Source organism: Pseudonocardia hierapolitana (assembly GCF_007994075.1).
Lineage (GTDB): Bacteria > Actinomycetota > Actinomycetes > Mycobacteriales > Pseudonocardiaceae > Pseudonocardia > Pseudonocardia hierapolitana.
Window position 1 is genome coordinate 3772639 of sequence record NZ_VIWU01000001.1, and the last position, 18674, is coordinate 3791312.

20 protein-coding genes are annotated in these 18674 nt (G+C 74.2%); 8 read left to right on the forward strand and 12 right to left on the reverse strand.

What is annotated here, in order from left to right; all coding sequences use genetic code 11:
* Nucleotides 1–188 precede the first annotated feature (188 nt).
* From FHX44_RS18025 to nth, 4 genes are read right to left on the reverse strand one after another with little or no spacing between them, the layout of a single operon-like run.
* The gene (locus tag FHX44_RS18025; protein ID WP_147256857.1) at nucleotides 189–1385 is read right to left on the reverse strand and encodes a MarP family serine protease; all 1197 of its coding nucleotides are present in this window, start codon (nucleotides 1383–1385) and stop codon (nucleotides 189–191) included.
* Nucleotides 1386–1404: 19 nt separating this feature from the next.
* Nucleotides 1405–2094, reverse strand: a complete 690-nt coding sequence (locus FHX44_RS18030) for an NUDIX hydrolase (protein ID WP_147256858.1) — start codon at nucleotides 2092–2094, stop codon at nucleotides 1405–1407.
* On the reverse strand, nucleotides 2091–2729 hold the full coding sequence (locus FHX44_RS18035; RefSeq protein ID WP_246170460.1) for a TlpA family protein disulfide reductase: 639 nt from the start codon (nucleotides 2727–2729) through the stop codon (nucleotides 2091–2093). Before FHX44_RS18035 ends, FHX44_RS18030 begins: the two co-directional genes overlap by 4 nt.
* Nucleotides 2726–3457: an endonuclease III gene (gene nth / locus FHX44_RS18040; RefSeq protein ID WP_147261279.1), complete on the reverse strand. Its 732-nt coding sequence runs from the start codon at nucleotides 3455–3457 to the stop codon at nucleotides 2726–2728. Before nth ends, FHX44_RS18035 begins: the two co-directional genes overlap by 4 nt.
* A gap of 277 nt (nucleotides 3458–3734) precedes the next feature.
* On the opposite strand from nth, the gene FHX44_RS18045 reads away from it, so the two are divergent.
* From FHX44_RS18045 to FHX44_RS18055, 3 genes are all read left to right on the forward strand, one after another.
* Nucleotides 3735–3986 carry a hypothetical protein gene (locus tag FHX44_RS18045; protein WP_147256859.1) on the forward strand — a complete coding sequence of 84 codons (252 nt, stop codon included), beginning with the start codon at nucleotides 3735–3737 and terminating at the stop codon, nucleotides 3984–3986.
* A 148-nt stretch (nucleotides 3987–4134) separates the two neighbouring features.
* A complete protein-coding gene (locus FHX44_RS18050) occupies nucleotides 4135–4809 on the forward strand; it encodes a Crp/Fnr family transcriptional regulator (protein WP_147256860.1) in 675 nt (224 codons plus the stop codon).
* A 109-nt stretch (nucleotides 4810–4918) separates the two neighbouring features.
* On the forward strand, nucleotides 4919–6157 hold the full coding sequence (locus tag FHX44_RS18055; RefSeq protein WP_147256861.1) for an MFS transporter: 1239 nt from the start codon (nucleotides 4919–4921) through the stop codon (nucleotides 6155–6157).
* 59 nt (nucleotides 6158–6216) lie between these two features.
* Here FHX44_RS18055 and FHX44_RS43875 read toward each other — a convergent pair whose 3' ends face one another.
* A complete protein-coding gene (locus FHX44_RS43875) occupies nucleotides 6217–7005 on the reverse strand; it encodes an MBL fold metallo-hydrolase (RefSeq protein ID WP_147256862.1) in 789 nt (262 codons plus the stop codon).
* Nucleotides 7002–7802 carry an NUDIX hydrolase gene (locus FHX44_RS18065; protein ID WP_147256863.1) on the reverse strand — a complete coding sequence of 267 codons (801 nt, stop codon included), beginning with the start codon at nucleotides 7800–7802 and terminating at the stop codon, nucleotides 7002–7004. The genes FHX44_RS43875 and FHX44_RS18065 overlap by 4 nt, the downstream gene beginning before the upstream one ends.
* A gap of 51 nt (nucleotides 7803–7853) precedes the next feature.
* Here FHX44_RS18065 and FHX44_RS18070 point away from each other — a divergent pair, with 51 nt between their 5' ends.
* Nucleotides 7854–8744 carry a Gfo/Idh/MocA family protein gene (locus FHX44_RS18070; protein WP_170308948.1) on the forward strand — a complete coding sequence of 297 codons (891 nt, stop codon included), beginning with the start codon at nucleotides 7854–7856 and terminating at the stop codon, nucleotides 8742–8744.
* A gap of 39 nt (nucleotides 8745–8783) precedes the next feature.
* Here the strand turns inward: FHX44_RS18070 and FHX44_RS42195 are convergent, their stop codons facing one another.
* The 4 genes from FHX44_RS42195 to sp36 form a co-directional block, all read right to left on the reverse strand.
* The gene (locus FHX44_RS42195) at nucleotides 8784–10907 is read right to left on the reverse strand and encodes a hypothetical protein (protein WP_170308949.1); all 2124 of its coding nucleotides are present in this window, start codon (nucleotides 10905–10907) and stop codon (nucleotides 8784–8786) included.
* Nucleotides 10908–10939: 32 nt separating this feature from the next.
* Nucleotides 10940–11509: a hypothetical protein gene (locus tag FHX44_RS18080; protein ID WP_147256865.1), complete on the reverse strand. Its 570-nt coding sequence runs from the start codon at nucleotides 11507–11509 to the stop codon at nucleotides 10940–10942.
* Nucleotides 11510–11570: 61 nt separating this feature from the next.
* Nucleotides 11571–12035 (reverse strand): RidA family protein, encoded by a 465-nt coding sequence (locus tag FHX44_RS18085; RefSeq protein WP_147256866.1) that lies wholly within the window; start codon nucleotides 12033–12035, stop codon nucleotides 11571–11573.
* A 4-nt stretch (nucleotides 12036–12039) separates the two neighbouring features.
* On the reverse strand, nucleotides 12040–12219 hold the full coding sequence (gene sp36, locus FHX44_RS18090) for a Sp36 family protein (RefSeq protein ID WP_147256867.1): 180 nt from the start codon (nucleotides 12217–12219) through the stop codon (nucleotides 12040–12042).
* A gap of 71 nt (nucleotides 12220–12290) precedes the next feature.
* Here sp36 and bagA point away from each other — a divergent pair, with 71 nt between their 5' ends.
* Nucleotides 12291–13316 (forward strand): ATPase BagA, encoded by a 1026-nt coding sequence (gene bagA / locus FHX44_RS18095; RefSeq protein ID WP_147256868.1) that lies wholly within the window; start codon nucleotides 12291–12293, stop codon nucleotides 13314–13316.
* A gap of 73 nt (nucleotides 13317–13389) precedes the next feature.
* Nucleotides 13390–14541 (forward strand): ArsA family ATPase, encoded by a 1152-nt coding sequence (gene bagB / locus FHX44_RS18100; RefSeq protein ID WP_484291874.1) that lies wholly within the window; start codon nucleotides 13390–13392, stop codon nucleotides 14539–14541.
* Between the two features lie 6 nt (nucleotides 14542–14547).
* Here the strand turns inward: bagB and FHX44_RS18105 are convergent, their stop codons facing one another.
* Nucleotides 14548–14961, reverse strand: coding sequence for a VOC family protein (locus FHX44_RS18105; RefSeq protein WP_147256869.1), 414 nt, complete (start codon nucleotides 14959–14961; stop codon nucleotides 14548–14550).
* Nucleotides 14962–15038: 77 nt separating this feature from the next.
* Here FHX44_RS18105 and FHX44_RS18110 point away from each other — a divergent pair, with 77 nt between their 5' ends.
* Nucleotides 15039–15620 carry a TetR/AcrR family transcriptional regulator gene (locus tag FHX44_RS18110; protein WP_147256870.1) on the forward strand — a complete coding sequence of 194 codons (582 nt, stop codon included), beginning with the start codon at nucleotides 15039–15041 and terminating at the stop codon, nucleotides 15618–15620.
* 18 nt (nucleotides 15621–15638) lie between these two features.
* On the opposite strand, the gene FHX44_RS18115 is transcribed toward FHX44_RS18110, so the two are convergent.
* On the reverse strand, nucleotides 15639–15998 hold the full coding sequence (locus tag FHX44_RS18115) for a WhiB family transcriptional regulator (RefSeq protein ID WP_147256871.1): 360 nt from the start codon (nucleotides 15996–15998) through the stop codon (nucleotides 15639–15641).
* A 149-nt stretch (nucleotides 15999–16147) separates the two neighbouring features.
* Between FHX44_RS18115 and FHX44_RS18120 the strand changes: the two genes are divergently transcribed.
* Nucleotides 16148–18508 carry a transglycosylase domain-containing protein gene (locus FHX44_RS18120; RefSeq protein WP_246170461.1) on the forward strand — a complete coding sequence of 787 codons (2361 nt, stop codon included), beginning with the start codon at nucleotides 16148–16150 and terminating at the stop codon, nucleotides 18506–18508.
* Nucleotides 18509–18674 lie beyond the last annotated feature (166 nt).

Sequence of the window (18674 nt, forward strand, 5' to 3'; positions counted from 1 at the left end):
GCCCGAGGGCTCCCGGGATCGGCCCGAGGTGTACATCAACGTCCTCGCCGAGCCCGTGGTGTGCTGATCGGAACGATCTGCGCCGCTCACGCGCCCGTTCTCCGCCCGCGCCCCTGCTGTCCGCCCGCGCTACCTGTCGACGGGTAGCGCCGGGCGACCCGGGGTGCGTCGGCGGCCCGTTGGCACGGTCAGGCGGCGCAGCTGCCCGTGTCGACCTCGCGGCGCAGGCTGTTGGCCGCCTGCACGGCGCCGCGGACCTGCTCGACGGTGAGGACGAAGCCGGTCTCCTGGTCGTCGAGCGCGGCGCCGAACACGACGCCGATCACGCGGCCGTCCGGCGCGATCATCGGGCCGCCGGAGTTGCCGGAACGGACCACGGCCCGCACCGTGTACACCTCGCGGGTGACCTCGCCGTCGTCGTAGATGTCGGGGCCCTTGAGCCGGATCATGGAGCGGACCTTGGCCGCCGTGGCCGTGTACGGGCCGTCGAGCGGGTAGCCGACGATGATCGCGTCGTCGCCCGCCGACGCGGGGCGGGGGTCGAACGGGAGCGGTTCGGCGGCGAGGTCGGGCACGCGGAGCACCGCGACGTCCACGGCCGGGTCGTAGAGCACCACCTCGGCGTCGAGCTCCTGCACCCGGCCGCGCCTGCCGACCACCTCCACGCCCGTCTCGGCCGTGCCCGCGACGACGTGCGCGTTGGTCATCACCAGTTCCGGGGCGATCACGAACCCGGTGCCTTCGAGCTGCCGGGCGCACGAGGGCGCGCGGCCGCGGACCTTGAGCACGCTGCTCGCGACGTCGGAGACGATCGGGCTCTGCGCCAGCGCGGGGTCGGGCGCGCCGACCTCGGTGATCGGGGTCTCCGCGAACGGGCTCAGCACGTCCGGGAAGCCGGAGTTGTTGAGCAGCTGCCGCAGCTCCTCGGGCAACGCCTTGGCCGCCTCGGGCATCACGTTGTCGACCGCGCGCAGGACCTCGGAGCCGCGCACCCCGGCGGCGAGGCCGGGGAAGCTGGCCGAGGCGAGCGGGAGCGCGACGAGCCATGCCGCCACGACGACCGTGATCGCCTGCAGCACCGAACCCAGCGTGGAGTCGACCTGCAGGGACCGGTGCCCGGTGATGCGGTCGCGGATGCGCCTGCCGAAGAAGACGCCGGTGGTCTCACCGAGCGCCACCAGCAGCACCACCACGACGATGCTGACGATCACGCGCGTGGTGGGCGCCTCGACGCCCGCCGCGAGCAGGGGCGCGAGCCGCACGCCGAGCACCGCGCCGGTGAGCACGCCGACGAACGACAGCAGCGCCACGGCCATGCCGTGGCGCCATCCCGATACGGCCGCGATCAGGGCGAGCAGGACGACGACGAGATCAACCCAACTCACGCCGCCCCTGCCCCCACCCTCACGATCCTGCGATCTCCTGCTGACGGGCCCGCGCCAACGACCACGCTGCGTCGAGGTCCATCACCCGAGTGGTGTCCCACGGACGCGCCCATCCGCCTCGATCCAACAGCGCGGACAATAGGCCCCCGGTGAAACCCCAGACGAGCAACCCCGCCGTGACGAAGGCAGGACCGGTGAACCCGGACGGGTGACGGACCAGGATGCGGTGCGTCGGGTCGGCGAGGGCGGCGATGGGCACCCGCACCACGCTGGCCGTTTCGCGCGGGTCGACCGCGTGCACCGCCACCGGGCGCGCCCAGTGGGCGAGCACGGGCGTGACGATGAACCCGGACGGCGGCACGACCAGGTCGGGGAGCACCGCGAGCGGCACCACCCCGTCCGGCTCGACGCCCGCCTCCTCCTCCGCCTCCCGCAGAGCGGTGGCCACCGCGTCGGGGTCGTCGGCGTCGGCGCCCCCGCCCGGGAAGGCGACCTGCCCGGCGTGCTGGCGCAGCGTGCTGGCGCGCTCGAGGAGCAGGACGTCCGGCCCGTGGGCGGCCTCGTCGCCGAAGAGCACCAGCACGGATGCGCGCCGGCCGCGGGCAGGCGGCGGCAGGCGGTGGCGCACCAGCTCGGCGGCGTCGATCCCGTGGACGCCGGACAGCAGCGGTCGAAGCCACTCCGGGGCGAGCTCGGGTCGGAGGTTCACGAGAGGCGCTCCACGGCGGCGGCGACCTCGTCGGCGGTGCGGAACGGCGTGGGCGGGTCGACGCGGGCGACCGAGCCGTCGGCTCGCACGACGTACGAGGCGGGCAGCGCGGGGGGCACGTGGAGCGCAGCGCGCAGCACGCCGTCGGCGTCGATGACCGATGGCAGCCTGATCTGGAGCTCGGCGAGCAGCGAGAGCGCGGCCCGCGGGTCGTCGCGGGTGTCGACGGTGAGCACCGGCACCGCCCCCGGCCGCGCCGCGTACTCGGCGAGTGCAGGCAGCTCCTCGCGGCAGGGCACGCACCAGGACGCCCACACGTTGACCAGCGCCGGACGGCCCGCGAGCGCCGCCCCGACGTCCACGGCGCCGGGGGCGCCCAGGCACGGGGCCGTGACCCCGGCGAGTGGACCTGCAGGAGCCGCGCCCGTGGGGCCCGGGCACGGTACGGATCCCGCGGCCGCCCTGGGTGCGGCGAGGTCGGCGTCGGAGACCTGCACCTGCTCCATGGTCCCAGCAGGGGGCGCGGAGGTGTCGCTATCGCGCGGCCACAGCGCGAACACCGCCACCGCCGCGAGCAGCACGACCACCAGCGTGGCGACGACCTCCGAGCGGCGCACCCGGAGCTCCCCGCTCACGGGGCGTCGGCGTCCTCGCCGCCTGCCGCGGGAGGTGCCTCGTCGTCGGGGATGCCGACCATGGCCAGCAGGTGGGGGCGCGACGGGCCCTTCACCAGGGCGGCGGCCTGTACCGGGTCGGTGGGGCCTGCGCCGTAGGCGGGGCAGTCGGCGGAGAGCGTGCACGCGCCGCACGCCGGCTTGCGCGCGTGGCAGACGCGCCGGCCGTGGAAGATCACGTAGTGGGACACCATCGTCCAGTCCCGCTTGGGCACGAGCGCGCCGACCGCGTGCTCGACCTTGACCGGGTCCTCCTCGCCGGTCCAGCCCCAGCGCCGCACCAGGCGCCCGAAGTGGGTGTCGACCGTGATGCCGGGGATGCCGAACGCGTTGCCGAGGATCACGTTGGCGGTCTTGCGGCCGATCCCGGGCAGGGCCACGAGCTCCTCGAGCGTGTGCGGCAGCACGCCGTCGTGCTTCTCGACGACGGCCCGGCCCATCCCGATCAGCGAGTTGGCCTTGTTCCGGAAGAAGCCGGTGCTGTGGATCATCTCCTCGAGCTCGGCGCGGTCGGCCTGCGCGTAGTCGAGCGCGGTGGGGTAGCGCCGGAAGAGCGCAGGCGTGACGGAGTTGACCATCTTGTCGGTGGACTGCGCGGACAGGATCGTGGCGACGGCGAGCTCGAGCGGCGTGGTGAAGTCGAGCTCGCAGTGGGCATCGGGGTGGGTGGCGGCCAGCGTGCGCAGCATGCGCGCGACGCGCCGGGAGCGGCCGAGCGCAGGCTCCCCGGCGGCGACCCGCTTGGCGAGCCGCGCCGCGCTGCGTGCCGTCGGCGTGCTCCGGGAGGCGATGGTCACGGTGGAGGAGCCTACGGAAGCCCTCCGACAACCTGTGACGCCGGCGGGTCACCGGGCGTGTGGATCGTCACGGAGAGTGCTGGTCCAGGTCACGAAGTGGTAACGGGATGGGAACTCGTCGACCCCCGGCGCGAGTTGCCCGGCGCGGTGCGAGAGCATCGGACGCGATATGACTGCCTGGTTGTCCGTCCTCGTGCCGCTACTGGTGATGTTCTTCGCGCTCGGGATGGAGCGCGTCGAGTCCCGGCTGCGGGAGGCGACCGTGCGCCCTGAAGAGGTCGAAGAGCTCCTCGAACGCCCTCGCCCCGACGAGGTGCGCGCCCTCTTCCGACAGGGGTCGGGGCGAGCACTGGAGCTCTTCCGGCTGCGCAACCGGGGCTCGCGAGGGCGCAAGTCGACCCGGCGCAGCAAGGCGGCTTGACCGGGCCACGAGGGCGAGACCGGGTGAAACTCGCCCGGTCGGGCAGGGAATTCGACGGCTGCGGCGTCACACAGGGTGCGCGCAACCCCTAGACTGACCGGCCGGTGATCCGGCCGCGGGGCAGCGGCCTGGGACGAGGAGCGACGCAGTGGACGAGATACTGATCCGCGCAGGGATTTTCCAGGGTGTTGAGCCCCACGCGGCCGAGGCGCTGGCCCAGGCGCTCGAGCCCGCGGAGTTCCCGCGTGGCCACGTGATCTTCGCCGAGGGTGAGCCGGGCGACCGGCTGTACATCGTGGGCAGCGGCAAGGTCAAGATCGGGCGGAAGTCGCCCGACGGCCGGGAGAACCTGCTCATGGTGGCCGGCCCGTCGGACATGTTCGGCGAGCTGTCCATCTTCGACCCGGGCCCGCGCACGTCGTCGGCCACCGCCGTCACCGAGGTCCGCACGTACACGATGGACCGGCCCGCGCTGCGGGAGTGGATCGGCAAGCGCCCGGAGATCGCCGAGCAGCTGCTGCGCGTGCTGGCCCGCCGGCTGCGGCGCACGAACAACGCGCTCGCCGACCTCATCTTCACCGACGTCCCCGGGCGTGTCGCGAAGGCGCTGCTGCAGCTCGCGCGCCAGTTCGGTTCGCAGGAGTCGGGCCTGCTGCGCGTCACGCACGACCTCACGCAGGAGGAGATCGCCCAGCTCGTCGGGGCGAGCCGGGAGACCGTCAACAAGGCGCTCGCGGACTTCGCCCACCGCGGCTGGCTGCGCCTGGAGGGCAAGAGCGTGCTGATCCTCGAGCCGGAGCGGCTCGCCCGCCGCGCCCGGTAGCCCTCGAGATCCTCACCTGACGGACGGCACTGCCTCTCGGCAGTGCCGTCCGTTCATGTTCGGCCGAAATTAGTGGTACGGCCGTACCAGAATGTGCGACCCTGGGGCCATGTCGTCATCAGCGTCGCTCGCCGACTACCGCGCCGCCCTCACGGCTCCAGGGGCCGTGGTGCCGGTCCTCGCCTCCGCCGTCGGCCGGTTCCCGATCGCGATGCTGCCGCTGGCGACGCTGCTCTACGTCCAGCGGGAGACCGGGTCGTTCGCCGCGGCGGGCCTGGTCTCGGCCGGGCAGATGATCGGTGTGGCCGCGGGCTCGGTGGCCCAGGGCCGGGTGGTCGACCGGCTGGGCCCGAGCCGACCGCTGCTGACGGTCGTCGTGCTCTTCGTGCTGGCCGTCACGGCTCTGGTGACCGCCATCGAGACCGGGCAGCCGCTGCCGGTGGTGGTGGCGCTGGCCACCGGCGCGGGGATCGTCCGGCCCGCGCTCGAGGGGGCCTCCCGATCGCTGTGGACGGTGCTCGTGCCGGCAGGCTCCGCCCGCTCGGCAGCCCTCACGTACGAGGCCATCAGCCTGGAGGTCTTCTTCATCCTCGGCCCGGCGATCGCCGCGTTCCTGGTGGCGGCGCCCTGGCCGGGCCTAGGCCTCGTCGTGGCCGGCTCCGCGATGGCGCTCGGGGCAGGCGCGTTCGCGCTGAGCGGCCCGGCCCGCGGGATCGGGCGCACCCCCGCTCACGGCGGTGTCTCCCTCCTGGGCGCGCTCGGCAGGCCGGGGATGCGCACGGTGGCCGTGGCCTCCCTCGGGTTCGGGCTGGTCATCGGCTCGGTGGAGGTCGGCCTCCCCGCGGTCACCGCGGCGGCGGGCTCACCCACGCTGGGCGGCGTGCTCCTGTCGGCGTGGTCGATCTCTTCGGTGCTCGCAGGCGTGCTCTACGGGATGCGCCCGTGGCCGCGCCCGCTGCACCTGCGCATGCCGGCGCTGCTCGGCGGCTTCGCGGTGCTGGTGGCCGCGATGGCGCTCGTCGGACCCACCGGCTCGATGGCGGTGCTCGTGATCACGATGATCGTGTCGGGAGCGCTGATCACACCCCAGGTCACCGGCCACTCCCTCGCCGTCGACATCGCGGCCCCGCCCGGCGCCGCCGCCGAGGCGTTCGGATGGGTGATCACGGCCGCCACCCTCGGTATCGCCACCGGCCAGTCGAGCGCGGGGCTCGTCGTGGAGGCGTTCGGCCCGCCCGCGGCGTTCGTGTCCGGCGGGGCGGCAGGCGTGGTGCTGGCGATGGTGCTGTGGCTGCGCCGGTCGACGCTGCTGCCGCAGCCGGTGGAGGCGCCGGCCCCGGTCGCCTGATTGCAGCATGGCCACCTTCACGCAACGAGGTGGCATGAAGGTGGCCATGCTGCAACGGGTCAGGGCGTGCGGAGGTGGTCCAGCTGGGCGCGGACCGAGAGTTCCGCAGCGGGCCAGAGCACCCGGTCGACGTCGGCGTAGACCAGCTCCACCACCTGGCGGGGCGTGGCGTCCTGACCGAGCTGCGCGAGCGCTGCCCGCACCTGCTCCAGCCGCTCCTCGCGGTGGGCGAGGTACGCCGTGGCGACGGACGGCGCGTCCGGGAGCTCGGGTCCGTGGCCCGGCAGCACCGCGGTGCCCGGCTCGAGGTCGGCGAGCCGGCGCAGCGAGGCGAGGTAGGGGCCGAGCGCACCGTCCGGGTGGGCGATCACGGTGGTGCCGCGGCCGAGGATCGTGTCTCCGGTGAGCACGGCCTGGTCGGCGCCCGGCCCGTCGAGCAGGAACGACAGCGAGTCGGACGTGTGGCCGGGGGTGGCGACCACCCGCAGCTCGACGCCCGCGGCCGCCACGACGTCTCCGTCGCCGAGTGCCTCCGACCCGAGCACGAGCGAGGGATCGAGGGCCCGCACCGGGGCGCCCGTGAGCGCGGCGAAGCGGCGCGCGCCGCCTGCGTGGTCGTGGTGGCGGTGGGTGAGCAGCACCAGCGCGACCGGGCCCTGAGCGGCCACCCGCCGCAGGTGCACGTCGTCCTCCTCACCGGGGTCGACCACCACGCACCTCTCCTCGCCCGGCGCCCGCAGCACCCAGGTGTTCGTGCCGTCGAGGGTCATCGGGGAGGGGTTCTCGGCGAGCAGCACCGAGGCCAGCGGGGTCACCGGCCGCTGCACGCCGTAGGCGGGGCCGGTCATGCGAGGTGGCCGGGGAAGCCGACGGCGGGGAACGTCGTGCGGTCGGGCAGCACGGAGACGAGCCGGTCGCCGTCCCTGCGCACCACGGGTGTGATCGGCCGGATCACCCGCTCCGCCGCCGCGCCGAGCACCGCGGCGCTCTCGCCGAACCCGGCGATCTCCTGCAGGGTGCGCGCCGTCGGCGGCATCAGCTGCATCTCGTCCTCCTGCCAGCGTTCGAGGGCCTCGTCGGGATGCCACCAGACGGCCTCGACCGCCTCCGTGGTGTGCGCGTCCGCCTCCTGCCCGTCGGGCACCCGCGCCACGAAGAACGCGGTGTCGTAGCGGCGCGGGTAGTCGTGAGGCGTGATCCAGCGGGCCCAGGCGTGCAGCAGGTCGGCCCGCAGCACCAGCCCGGCGCCGGCCAGCACGTCGTCGAACGACCGGCGCCGGGCGACGACATCGGCCCGGAGCCGGTCCAGCCCGGCCGGTGTGCGCGGCCCGGCCAGCAGCACCCCGCACTCCTCGAAGGTCTCGCGGACAGCGGCGTGCACGAAGGCACCTGCCAGGTCGGCGTCGACCCCGAGCCGCTCGGCCCACCACCGCGGTTCCGGGCCCGCCCAGCGGTCCGGGTGGGGGCGGTCGCTCGCGTCCACCCCGCCGCCGGGGAACACCGTCATCCCGCCCGCGAACGCCATCTCCGTCACGCGGCGCTGCAGGAAGACCTGCAGCGGGGAGCGCCCGGGTGGCGGATGGGGGTGGTCACGCACCAGCAGCACGGTCGCGGCAGGCCGCGGGATCACCGGTGCGGAGGTCATGCAGGCGAGGCTAGTGGGGGCGGCGCTGCTGCTCGGGGCAGGATGTGCGCCATGGATCGGCTGCGGGTGGGACTGGTCGGCGGCGGCCCGTGGGCCCGCACGGTGCACGCGCCGGGCCTCGCGGCCCACGCCGGCACCGAGCTCGCAGCCGTGTGGACCCGCCGTCCGCAGGCCGCATCCGAGCTCGCCGCCGAGTTCGGCGCGCGCGCCTACACCGACCTCGAGGTGCTGTTCGACGCGGTGGACGCGGTCGCCTTCGCCGTGCCGCCGCAGGCGCAGGGCCGGCTCGCGCTCTTCGCCGCGGCCGCGGGCAAGCACCTGATCTGCGAGAAGCCGCTCGCGGGCACCGTCGAGGACGCCCGGGCGGTGGTCGACGCGGTCGAGCGGGCCGGCGTGCGGTCGACGATGGTTCTGACGATGCGGCACGCCCCTTCCGTGCGCGACTGGCTCGCGGAGATGCCTGCTGAGCCGGCCGGGGCGGACACCGTGGCGTTCGCCCGCTGGATCTCCGGGTCGCTGCTGGGCGGGCCGTACTCCGCGTCGCCATGGCGGGCCGACGAGGGCGCGCTGTCCGACCTCGGGCCGCACGTGATCGATCTCCTCGACGCCGCGCTCGGGCCGGTCGTCGACGTGCCGTGGGCGCGGTACGAGGAGCCCGACTTCTGGCGCTTCGGGCTCCTGCACACCGGCGGGGCGCAGAGCACCGTGACGCTGTCGATGCGCGTGCCCGTCGACCCGTCGGAGATCGAGTTCACGGTGTTCGGCGGCGCAGGGAGGCACCGGCTCGCCGGCCGCGGCGCCGACGCCCCCACCTGCTACGCCGCGCTGCTCGACGAGCTCGTCGCCGCCGTTGACGGCTCCGGCCCGCCGCCCGCCCTCGACGTCACCCGCGGCCTGCGCGTGCAGGAGCTCGTGGAAGCCGTCCGCATCGCGGTGGCCTGACGCGAGTCGCCGCGTGGGTGTGCGCGAGCCGAGCGCGTCTCAGTTGGTGTAGTCGGGCGGGGTGCCGCGGTGGCTGCCGTTCGTGGGCACTCCGTTGGTGATGCGGCGGCCGATCCGCTGCCGGCGTCCCTCGAGGAGCTCGGCCTGCAGGCGGGCCAGCAGCTGACGGTCGGCGTCGCTCAGCCGGGCGATCGAATCGGGGCGCAGCCCGATCTCCTCGCGTTCCTCACGATCCTGCCCGGACGGCTCGTCGCCGGCCTCCTCCGTCCGGTCGCGATCGGCGGAGGAGCCGTTCGCGGGCGGGTCGTCCGGGAAGCGGTGCCGGGCCGGGGAGCGGGGCACCGGGCGTGGCGCCGGACGGCCGGGTTCGACGTCCTCGACGGGCCCTCGCTCGGGCTCCGGCTCCCGCCGGGTGTCGGCGGGCTCGTCTAGGGCCGACGGGGCCATCGCCCAAGTGCCCGAGAGCCAGTCCTGCGACCAGTCGTCGTCGCTCTGCGGGGCGGCGGGTTCGGCGCGCCTGTCGTCAGCGCGCCTGTCGTCGGGGCGCCTGTCGTCGGGGCGCCCGTCGCCGGACGGCTTGTCGGCGGAGCCGAGGGGGTCGTCCTCCGGCCTGGTGGGGTCGAGCAGCGGCGCGAGCAGGGGCTGGTGCAACGGCCCGTTCAGCGGATCGCTCAGCGACTCGAAGGCAGGCGTGTCGCGCCGCGCGGGTGGCGGCTCCTGTGGCGGCTCGGGGCGCTCGTCGACGGGCGGCTGGAGCTCGTCCCGGTCGTCGTCGGCGCGCCGCAGCGACGGGCGTGGGTCGGTGACCGGGAGCGGCCGCGGGATCGGGTTGGGGCCGCCGCGCCTGACCAGCGGGATCGGGTTCGCCGCCGGCCGCGAGATCGGTGTGACGGTGGGCCGGGGCCGGCCGTCGCGCGACGGCATCGGCGTGGGTGGGGGTGGCGGCGGGGCCGACGGCAGCGGGGTGGGCCGCACGGGACGCGGCTCGTCGCGCACCGGCAGCGGCCGGGGGGCCGCGAGCGGGTGCGGCGACGGCGGTTCCGGGAACGCCTCCTCCGCGTGGGCCGTCGCCTGCTCGTCGTCCGGCTGTTCGGCGTCGTCGCCGTCCCCGTCGTGGTCGCCGTCGTAGCGGTCGCCGTCGTAACGGCCGCCGTCGTCGTAGCGGTCCTCGACGTCGTCCTCGTCGTCCGGCGCGTCGTCCTCGTACTCGTCGTGCTGGTCGTCGGGGGAGTCGCCGAGACGATGTGAGGGCTCGGCCGTCAGCCGGGTGGTGGGCTCGGGCCCTTGCGGCCGCTCGCCGGCAGGTCGCAGCCGCGCGGTGGCGGCGGCGCTGTCCTCCGCAGCGCGGCCGTCGACCTGGGGCTCGGGATCACGCGGACGGTCCACCTCGTTCGCGTACCGCGGCGCAGGCGTGGGCGGCTCGGGGGCGAGGGGGTGGGGATCGGGGGCCCGTCGCCGGGGCGGCGGGCCGAGGGGTGGGGCGAGCGCGTGGCGCTGCACTGGGGGTGCCGGCTGCGGGCGCGGCGCGGGCGCGGGCTCGGGTGCGGGCCGCCACGGGCGTTCGTCGGCCACGTCGTCGCGCAGCTCGACGGCGGCGTCGAGCGCCGCGGCGTGGTAGGCCGGCACCGGGCCGTCGGCCGGCAGCACCTCGACCGACGCCGGGGCGCCTGCCCGCTCGAGGGCCGCCCCGAGCTGGTAGGCGAGCACGTCGGCACGGCGGGTGTGGTCGTGCACCCTGACCAGGACGACCGGATGCGGGAGCGGTCCCGGGGCAGCGCCTGCTGGGGTGAGACGACGGGCGAGCAGCACGCGGCAGCCGGTGAGCGGGCGAGCCGGGAACTCCAGCACCGCCCCGGCCACCGGGTCGTCGCCGACGGGTGCGGCGAACCGGTGCTCGGTGCCGTTCTCGGGCAGGGGCGGCGGCAGCGCGGCGGCGGGTCCGAGATCGGTGCGGGCGGTGCGGGCCGCGGCCACGAGGGCGGAACGGACCGGCGATGGCAGGACCGCTCTCGCGGCGACCAGGCTCGCGGTGAGCATCTCGACGGCACGGGCGTCCTCGCCGAGTGCGACCAGCTCGCGTGCCCAGCGCAACAGGTCGTCGTCGACCCGCCCGGCCAGTGCCAGCAGCAGGTCGTGCGTCGTGCCCGACGTCGGGTCCTCCACCTGGCCTCCTCCCCTAGAGTCGGTCGCTCCCCTCACGCGCCGACCAGCGCGGTGGCGGATCGCCACAGCGGCCTGGATCCGATGATGGCTGCCTGGTGGTACGAGGAGCGCTCCCCGTGCGGTGGGAGCACCTCCACGCACGGTGTGCGGTCGCCGTGGGCGCGCATCACCCGCTGGAGCGTCCCGGCGAGTTCCCACGGCCGTTCGGCGCCGAGCACCAGCACGATCCGTTGCGACTCGCGCCACGACTGGCGGAGCTCGACACATCCGGCGTGGCCGCGGACGACCGCGAGCACGGCGAGCGCGGGGGTGTCGACCGCGCCGCCGCCCGGCTGGAACGTGGCGCGGGTCGGCGGCGGCTCTGCGGCGGGCAGCACCGCGTCGAGCAGCGGGTGCGCGGAACCGACGGCCGTCTCGAGCAGCTCGCGCTCGGTGTCGGTGATGCCGACCCGGTGGCGCAGCAGCTCGCGGGGCAGGGTGGAGCCGAGCACCTCCTGCCCGTCGTCGGAGAGCCAGTCCCGCATCCGCCACAGCAGCTCGTCGGGAAGGCGGCCTGCGAGCCGCAGGAGCAGCTCGTGGGACGCGGCATGGGCGGTGCTCATTCGCCTCCGCTCCGCTCCGGCGGGCTCGCGGGCCTCATGAGGCGCCGCCCTGCTCGCGCACTCACGATCCGGCCAGCTCCACGACCACCTCGACCTCGACCGGGACGCCGAGCGGGAGCTCGGCCACGCCGACGGCGGACCGCGCGTGCCTGCCTGCGTCGCCGAAGATCTCGCCGAGCAGGTCGGACGCGCCGTTGATCACCTTCGGCTGGTCGGTGAACCCGGGCGCCGACGCGACGAACCCGACGACCTTCACGACGCCCGCGACCGCGTCGATGCCCACGAGCGCGTCGACGGCGGCGAGCGCGTTCAGCGCGCAGATGCGCGCCAGCGCGGAGGCCTCCTCGATGCTGATCTCGGCTCCGACCTTGCCCAGCGCGGCCGGCTTCCCGTCGACGAGCGGCACCTGGCCGGCGGTGAACACCAGCGAGCCGGATCGGCGGGCGGAGATGTAGGAGCCCGCGGGTGCGGGCACGGCAGGCAGCGTGATGCCCAGCTGGTCGAGTCGCTCGCTCGGGGTGGCCACCGCGTCAACCCCGTACCGGGCGCTTGAACCACGCCACGAGCTGTTCGGGGTTGGCGCCGGTGGTGACGGTGACGAGCTCCCAGCCGTCCCGCCCGAAGTTGTTGAGGATTGCCTGCGTGCTGTGGATGAGCACGGGAGCGGTGAGGTATTCCCACCTGACGTCCGACGAACCGGGGGAGGTCATGACAGGTCACTGTAGCCAGCGCCTCATCCGCTCGGACGGCCGCCCGCGCCGGGCCTCCGTAACCTGGAACGGTGAGTTCATCTTGGCCAGCGGCGCTGTCGGCGGCCCGCTTGCACGTCGTCTCCGGCAAGGGCGGCACGGGCAAGACCACCGTGGCCGCCGCGCTGGCGCTGGCACTGGCCTCCGAGGGCAGGCGCACCCTGCTCGTCGAGGTGGAGGGCCGGCAGGGCGTCGCCCAGCTGTTCGACACGGCCCCGCTCCCGTACGAGGAACGCCGGATCGCCATCGCCCCGGGTGGGGGCGAGGTCAGGGCGCTCGCGGTGGACGCGGAGGCGGCGCTGCTGGAGTACTTCGAGCTGTTCTACCGGCTCGGCATGGCGGGGCGCACGCTGCGCAGGATGGGCGCGGTCGAGTTCGCCACCACCCTCGCCCCGGGGCTGCGTGACGTGCTGCTCACCGGCAAGGTCAAGGAATGCGTCAACCGGCGCGACGCCGACGGGCGCCCGGTGTACGACGCCGTGGTGCTCGACGCGCCCCCCACCGGCCGGGTGGTGCGGTTCCTCGACGTCACAAAGGCGATGGCCGACCTGGCGCGCACCGGCCCGATCCACAGCCAGGCCGCGGGTGTGGTGGAGGTGCTGCACTCCCCGCTCACCGCGGTGCACCTGGTCACGCTGCTGGAGGACCTGCCGGTCACCGAGACCCTCGAGACCGTCGACGAGCTCATCGCCGCCGGGTTCCCGGTGGGCGCGGTGATCGTCAACAGGGTGCGCCAGCAGTGGCTTCCCGACCGGTCGGTGGCCGCGGCGGCGGGCGGCCGGGTCGATTCCGGCCGCATCCGTTCCGGTCTCGCGGCCGCGGGCCTCGACCTGCCCGCCGACGTGATCGACGGGCTCGTGGCCGAGACGGTGGAGCACGCCGTGCGGGTGCACGGCGAGGCCGCGGCGCTGGCCCGGCTGGAGGAGGCCGCCGCGCTGCCGCGGCTGGAGCTGCCCCAGCTCGTGGAGGGCGTCGACCTCGGCTCGCTCTACGAGCTGGCCGAGTCGCTGAGGAACCAGGGCGTCGGCGAGCAGGCGCTGAGCGAGGTGGGCGCGTGAGCGAGCTTGCGAGCGAACCAATCGACGCAGCAGTCCGGCGAACGCGGCCGACGAGCGTCAGCGAGGAGGACTCGTGAGCCCCCGCCCGGTACCGGAGCTCGACATCGACACCATGCTGGACGACCCCGACACCCGCATCGTCGTGTGCTGCGGCTCCGGCGGTGTCGGCAAGACCACGACGTCGGCCGCGCTCGCGATCCGCGCCGCCGAGCGCGGCAGGCGCACCGTCGTGCTCACCATCGACCCGGCGCGCCGCCTGGCGCAGGCACTGGGCATGCAGGCACTCGGCAACGAGCCGGGCCTCGTGACGGGCGCGCGGGGCGAGCTGCACGCGATGATGCTGGACATGCGCCGGACCTTCGACGAGATGGTCCACGCGCACGCCGAGCCCGAGCGGGCCGAGGCGATCATCGCCAACCCCTTCTACCAGACCATCTCCTCCTCGTTCTCCGGCACGCAGGAGTACATGGCGATGGAGAAGCTGGGGCAGCTCGCGGCCACCGGCGAGTGGGACCTCATCGTCGTCGACACGCCGCCATCGCGTTCCGCCCTGGACTTCCTCGACGCGCCGCAGCGCATGTCCACCTTCCTCGACGGCCGCATGATCCGGCTGCTCTCGGCACCCGCGCGGGCGAGCGGGCGAGGGCTGCGCAAGCTCGTGGGCGCGGGCTTCTCGCTGTTCGCGAAGGGCGTCTCGACGATCCTCGGCGGCCAGATGCTGGCCGACGCGTCCGCGTTCGTGCAGGCGTTCGACACGATGTTCGGCGGGTTCCGGGAGCGGGCCTCGGCCACCTACGCCCTGCTGCGCTCGCCGGGCACGGCGTTCCTCGTGGTGGCCGCCCCCGAGCCGGACGCGCTGCGCGAGGCCGCCTACTTCGTCGACCGCCTCGCCGAGGACGACATGCCGCTCGCCGGTCTCGTGCTCAACCGCACCCACCCGGTGCTGGCCGACCTCTCCGCCACCAAGGCCCGTGCCGCGGCGGAGGGACTGCGCTCGACCCCGCTCGCAGCGGCCGTGCTGCGGCTGCACGCCGACCGCGTGGACCTCGCCGACCGCGAGGAGCGCCTGCTCTCCCGGTTCACCGGCGCCCACCCCGGCGTTGCGGTGGCCAGGGTCCCGGCGATCGCGGGTGACATCGCCGACCTGGACGGCCTGCGGGAGGTCGGCGAGCGTCTCGCCGACTCGACCCAGTCCCACGCGCAGCCCCTGCGCTCGGCCCGCTGAGGCGACTCACCCGGCGAAGCCTGCGGCGAACTCCGGGTCGGGCGGGATGGGCGTGATCACGTCGATCAGCACCCCGCTCGGGTCGGCGACGATGAAGTGGCGCTGCCCGAACGGCTCGCTGCGCAGCTCGAGCTCCGGCCGCAGGCCGCCCTGCACGACGAGGCGCTCCCACTCGGTGTCCACGTCCGCCACCTCGAAGTTGAGCAGCAGGCCCCGGACCGGGCGGCGGTAGCCCTCGGGGACGGTGGGGTGGGTGTGGTCGAGGAGTGCGAGCTCGTAGGACGGCGGGCCTGCGCGGCGCAGGCTGACGTACCAGTCGGCCTCGAACGTGGTCTCGAACCCGAAGTGGCGCGTGTAGAAGTCGTGCGCCTCCGGCAGCCGGGACGTGCCGATCACGGGGTAGAAGCTGGTCAGCTGCATCGTGCCTCCTCGGTTGACATACCATCGGTATGCGAATAACGTAGTTCGCATACCATCGGTATGTCAACGGAGGGTCGATGACGAGGGCGCAGCAGCGCGAGCGGACGCGCGCGGTACTGCTGGACGTGAGCAGGGACCTGTTCGCGACGCGCGGGTACGCCGCCGTGGGGCTCGCGGAGATCGTGCGTGAGGCCGGCGTCACCAAGGGCGCGCTCTACCACCACTTCGAGGGCGGCAAGTCCGAGCTCTTCCGGGCGGTGCTCGCGCAGGTGCAGGCGGACGTCGCGCACACCGTGGCCACCACCGCGGACACCGGGACGGACGCGTGGGCCCAGCTGACCGCCGGCTGCCGCGCCTTCCTCACGGCGAGCACCGACCCCGCCGTCCGGCGGATCATGCTGATCGACGGCCCGGCCGTGCTGGGGTGGAGCGAGTGGCGCGCGATGGACGAGGCCGGTTCGGCGCGCCACCTCGCGGACGCCCTCACGGCCCTGATCGAGGCCGGTGTGATCGCGGCGCAGCCGGTGCAGCCACTGGTCCGGCTGCTGTCCGGCGCGATGAACGAGGCCGCCCTGTGGCTCGCCGAGACCGGTGACCCCGGCGACCTGGATGCCGTGCTCGCGGCGCTGCTCCGGATGCTGGAGGCGCTGCGGGCGTGAGCGGCGCCCTTCGCCCGATCAGGCGGACTCGTCGAGCCTCCTGCGCTGCTCCTCGAGCTCGGCGGCGCGGGCCAGCTGCTCGGCCGTCTCCTCCGCAGCCGACTCGTAGTGGGCGGCCCGCGCGTCGTGCAGCAGGTCGGCCCATGAGCGCACGTCGGGCCGGGCGCGCAGGAGCGCCCGCCGCTCGCGCTCGGTCATGCCGCCCCACACCCCGAACTCGATGCGCTGGTCGAGGGCGTGGGCGAGGCACTCGGTGCGCACCGGGCAGGCACGGCAGAACAGCTTCGCCTCCCGCTGCCGCGCCCCCGTGACGAAGAGATCTTCCGCATCGGTCGTCCGGCACCGCGCAGCCCCCCGCCAGTTCCACCGGCCCGCCATGGTCACCCTCCCCGGATCCCGTGCACGTCATGACCAGCACAGACGGATTCTCACCAGGCCGGGTTCCACCGGAAACCGAGCAAAACTACTCAATCGCGGTCGGGTGATCTCCCCTACTCCGTCCGGAGGCCCGCGTACCCTGGCGCTCCGTGAGCTTCCCGCGCCATCTCGCCCGGCCGATCGGCCTGCTGCTCGGGCTCGGGCTCCTCGCCGGTGTGGTCGTCGCGGGGATGACCTTCCCCGTCGCCGCCGGCCTCGGGCTGGTCGCGAGCGACACCGGAGACAGCGTCAACACGGTGTCGGCAGACCTCGTGGACGGCCCGCTGCCGCAGACCACCACGGTCACCGACTCGTCCGGCGTGCCGATCGCGCGGTTCTTCGAGCAGGGCCAGAACCGCCACTCCGTCACGGCCGACCAGATCTCGCCCGCCATGAAGGCGGCGATCGTCGCGATCGAGGACCGGCGGTTCTACCAGCACCAAGGCGTCGACTGGCAGGGCACGCTGCGTGCCCTCGCGGCCAACTCCGCGTCCGGCACGGTCGTGCAGGGCGCGTCCACGCTCACCCAGCAGTACGTCAAGAACTACATGCTCTACGTGGCGGCCGAGACCGAGACGGAGCGGCTCAAGGCCACCGAGCAGACCCCCGCGCGCAAGCTCAAGGAAGCGCAGATCGCGCTCCAGATGGAGCAGCGGCTCTCCAAGGACGAGATCCTCACCCGGTACCTCAACATCGTCTCGTTCGGCAACGGGGCGGCCGGGATCGCGGCGGCGGCGCGCACGTACTTCAACACCACGCCCGACCAGCTCACGGTTCCCCAGGCCGCGCTGCTCGCCGGGATGGTCAACAGCACGTCGGCGTTCGACCCGGTCACCAACCCGCAGGCCGCGCTCGAGCGGCGCAACCTCGTCATCCAGCAGATGCGTGACCAGCAGATGATCGACCAGGCGCAGGCGGAGGCGGCGCTCGCCGCGCCGCTCGATCTGGCCGACCCGCTCAACACCCAGCCCAACGGGTGCATCGGCGCGGGCGACGCCGGGTTCTTCTGCAAGTACGTGGTGGAGTACCTCACCGAGGCCGGGTTCTCCCTCGAGCAGCTCAACCGCGGCGGCTACACGATCAAGAGCACGCTCGACCGCAACGTGCTCAACCACATGAAGGCCTCGCTCGACGCGGAGGTCCCGCCGCGCCAGCCGAACGTCGCCAACGTGATGTCGGTGGTGCAGCCCGGCACCGAGAAGCACCGCGTGCTCGGCATGGCGTCCAGCCGCACGTTCGGCCTCGACGCCGAGGAGATGGAGACGAGCTACGGGCTGCCGTACGAGCCGGTCAACCTGGGTGCGGGCTCCACCTACAAGATCTTCACCGCCGCCGCGGCCCTCGAGAAGGGCATGGGCATCAACTACGAGCTCTCGGTGCCGCCGAGCGGGTACGCCTCCCCGATCTACGTCGACGGCGCGGGCCGGCCGCTCCCGGTCCGCAACTCCAACGAGAACATGCCCGAGCGCATGTCGCTCACCGACGCGCTGGCGCAGTCGCCCAACACCGCGTTCATCAAGCTGGAGGAGTTCACCGGGGTCCCGCCGGTCGTCGACATGGCGGTGCGGCTGGGGATGCGCTCGCTCGCCACCACCCCGTTCGTCGACCCGAGGACCGGCAGGCCGACCGACCGCTCGATCGCCGAGGTCACCAAGGCGCAGAACCTGGCGTCGTTCACCCTCGGTGTCAGCCCCACGAGCGTGCTGGAGCTGGCCAACGTCGGCGCCACGCTCGCCAGCGCTGGCAAGTGGTGCCCGCCCAGCCCGATCGAGTCGATCACCGATGTCGCCGGCAACCCGGTCCCGGTCACCGAGGCCCCCTGCGAGCAGGCCGTCGAGCCGGGGCTGGCCAACGCGATGTTCAACGCGCTCGGCAAGGACGACCTGCCCGGCGGCACCGCGGCAGGCGCCGCCGGCCAGGTGGGCTGGAACCGGCCGATGGCCGGCAAGACCGGCACCACCCAGCAGCACAAGTCGGCGGCGTTCGTCGGGTTCGTCCCGCAGATGGCCGGCGCGGTGATCACGTTCGACAACTCCCGCTCGCCCCGCCCGCTCTGCGACGGCGCGGGCTCGCCGTTCCCGTGTCGCAGCGGCAACATCTTCGGCGGCAAGACGCCCGCCGAGACGTGGTTCGGCGCGATGAAACCGCTGCTCGACCCGCTGCCGCCGCTGGCCTTCCCCGTCGTGGAGGACAGGTTCCTCGTCGGTGGCGAGGAGTCCCGCATCCCCGACGTCATCGGCGACTCGGAGAACGAGGCGCGCGAGGAGCTCGAGGAGGCGGGCTGGCAGGTGTCGGTGCGCGAGGTCGACAACGCGGCCGACCGGGGCACGGTCGTCGGCCAGAGCCCGCGCGGGTCGGCGCTGCCCGGCGAGACCGTCGAGATCAGCATCTCGAGCGGTGAGGCGCCGCCGGCCCCCGACGCACCCGGCGACGATGACGACGACGATGACGACGGCGGGGACGGGGACTAGCCGGCGGTCGCCGAGCGGACCACAGCCGGACAGCGCGGATCACAGGCGCGCGACGCCCTCGAAAGGGGGCCCGCCGCATCCCGCACGCTTCGCCCGTACGGGTGAGCGTTGCGGCGGCACGGCCGGCGCTTCCTCGATCGAGGAGGTACCCGCACCTACCATCCGC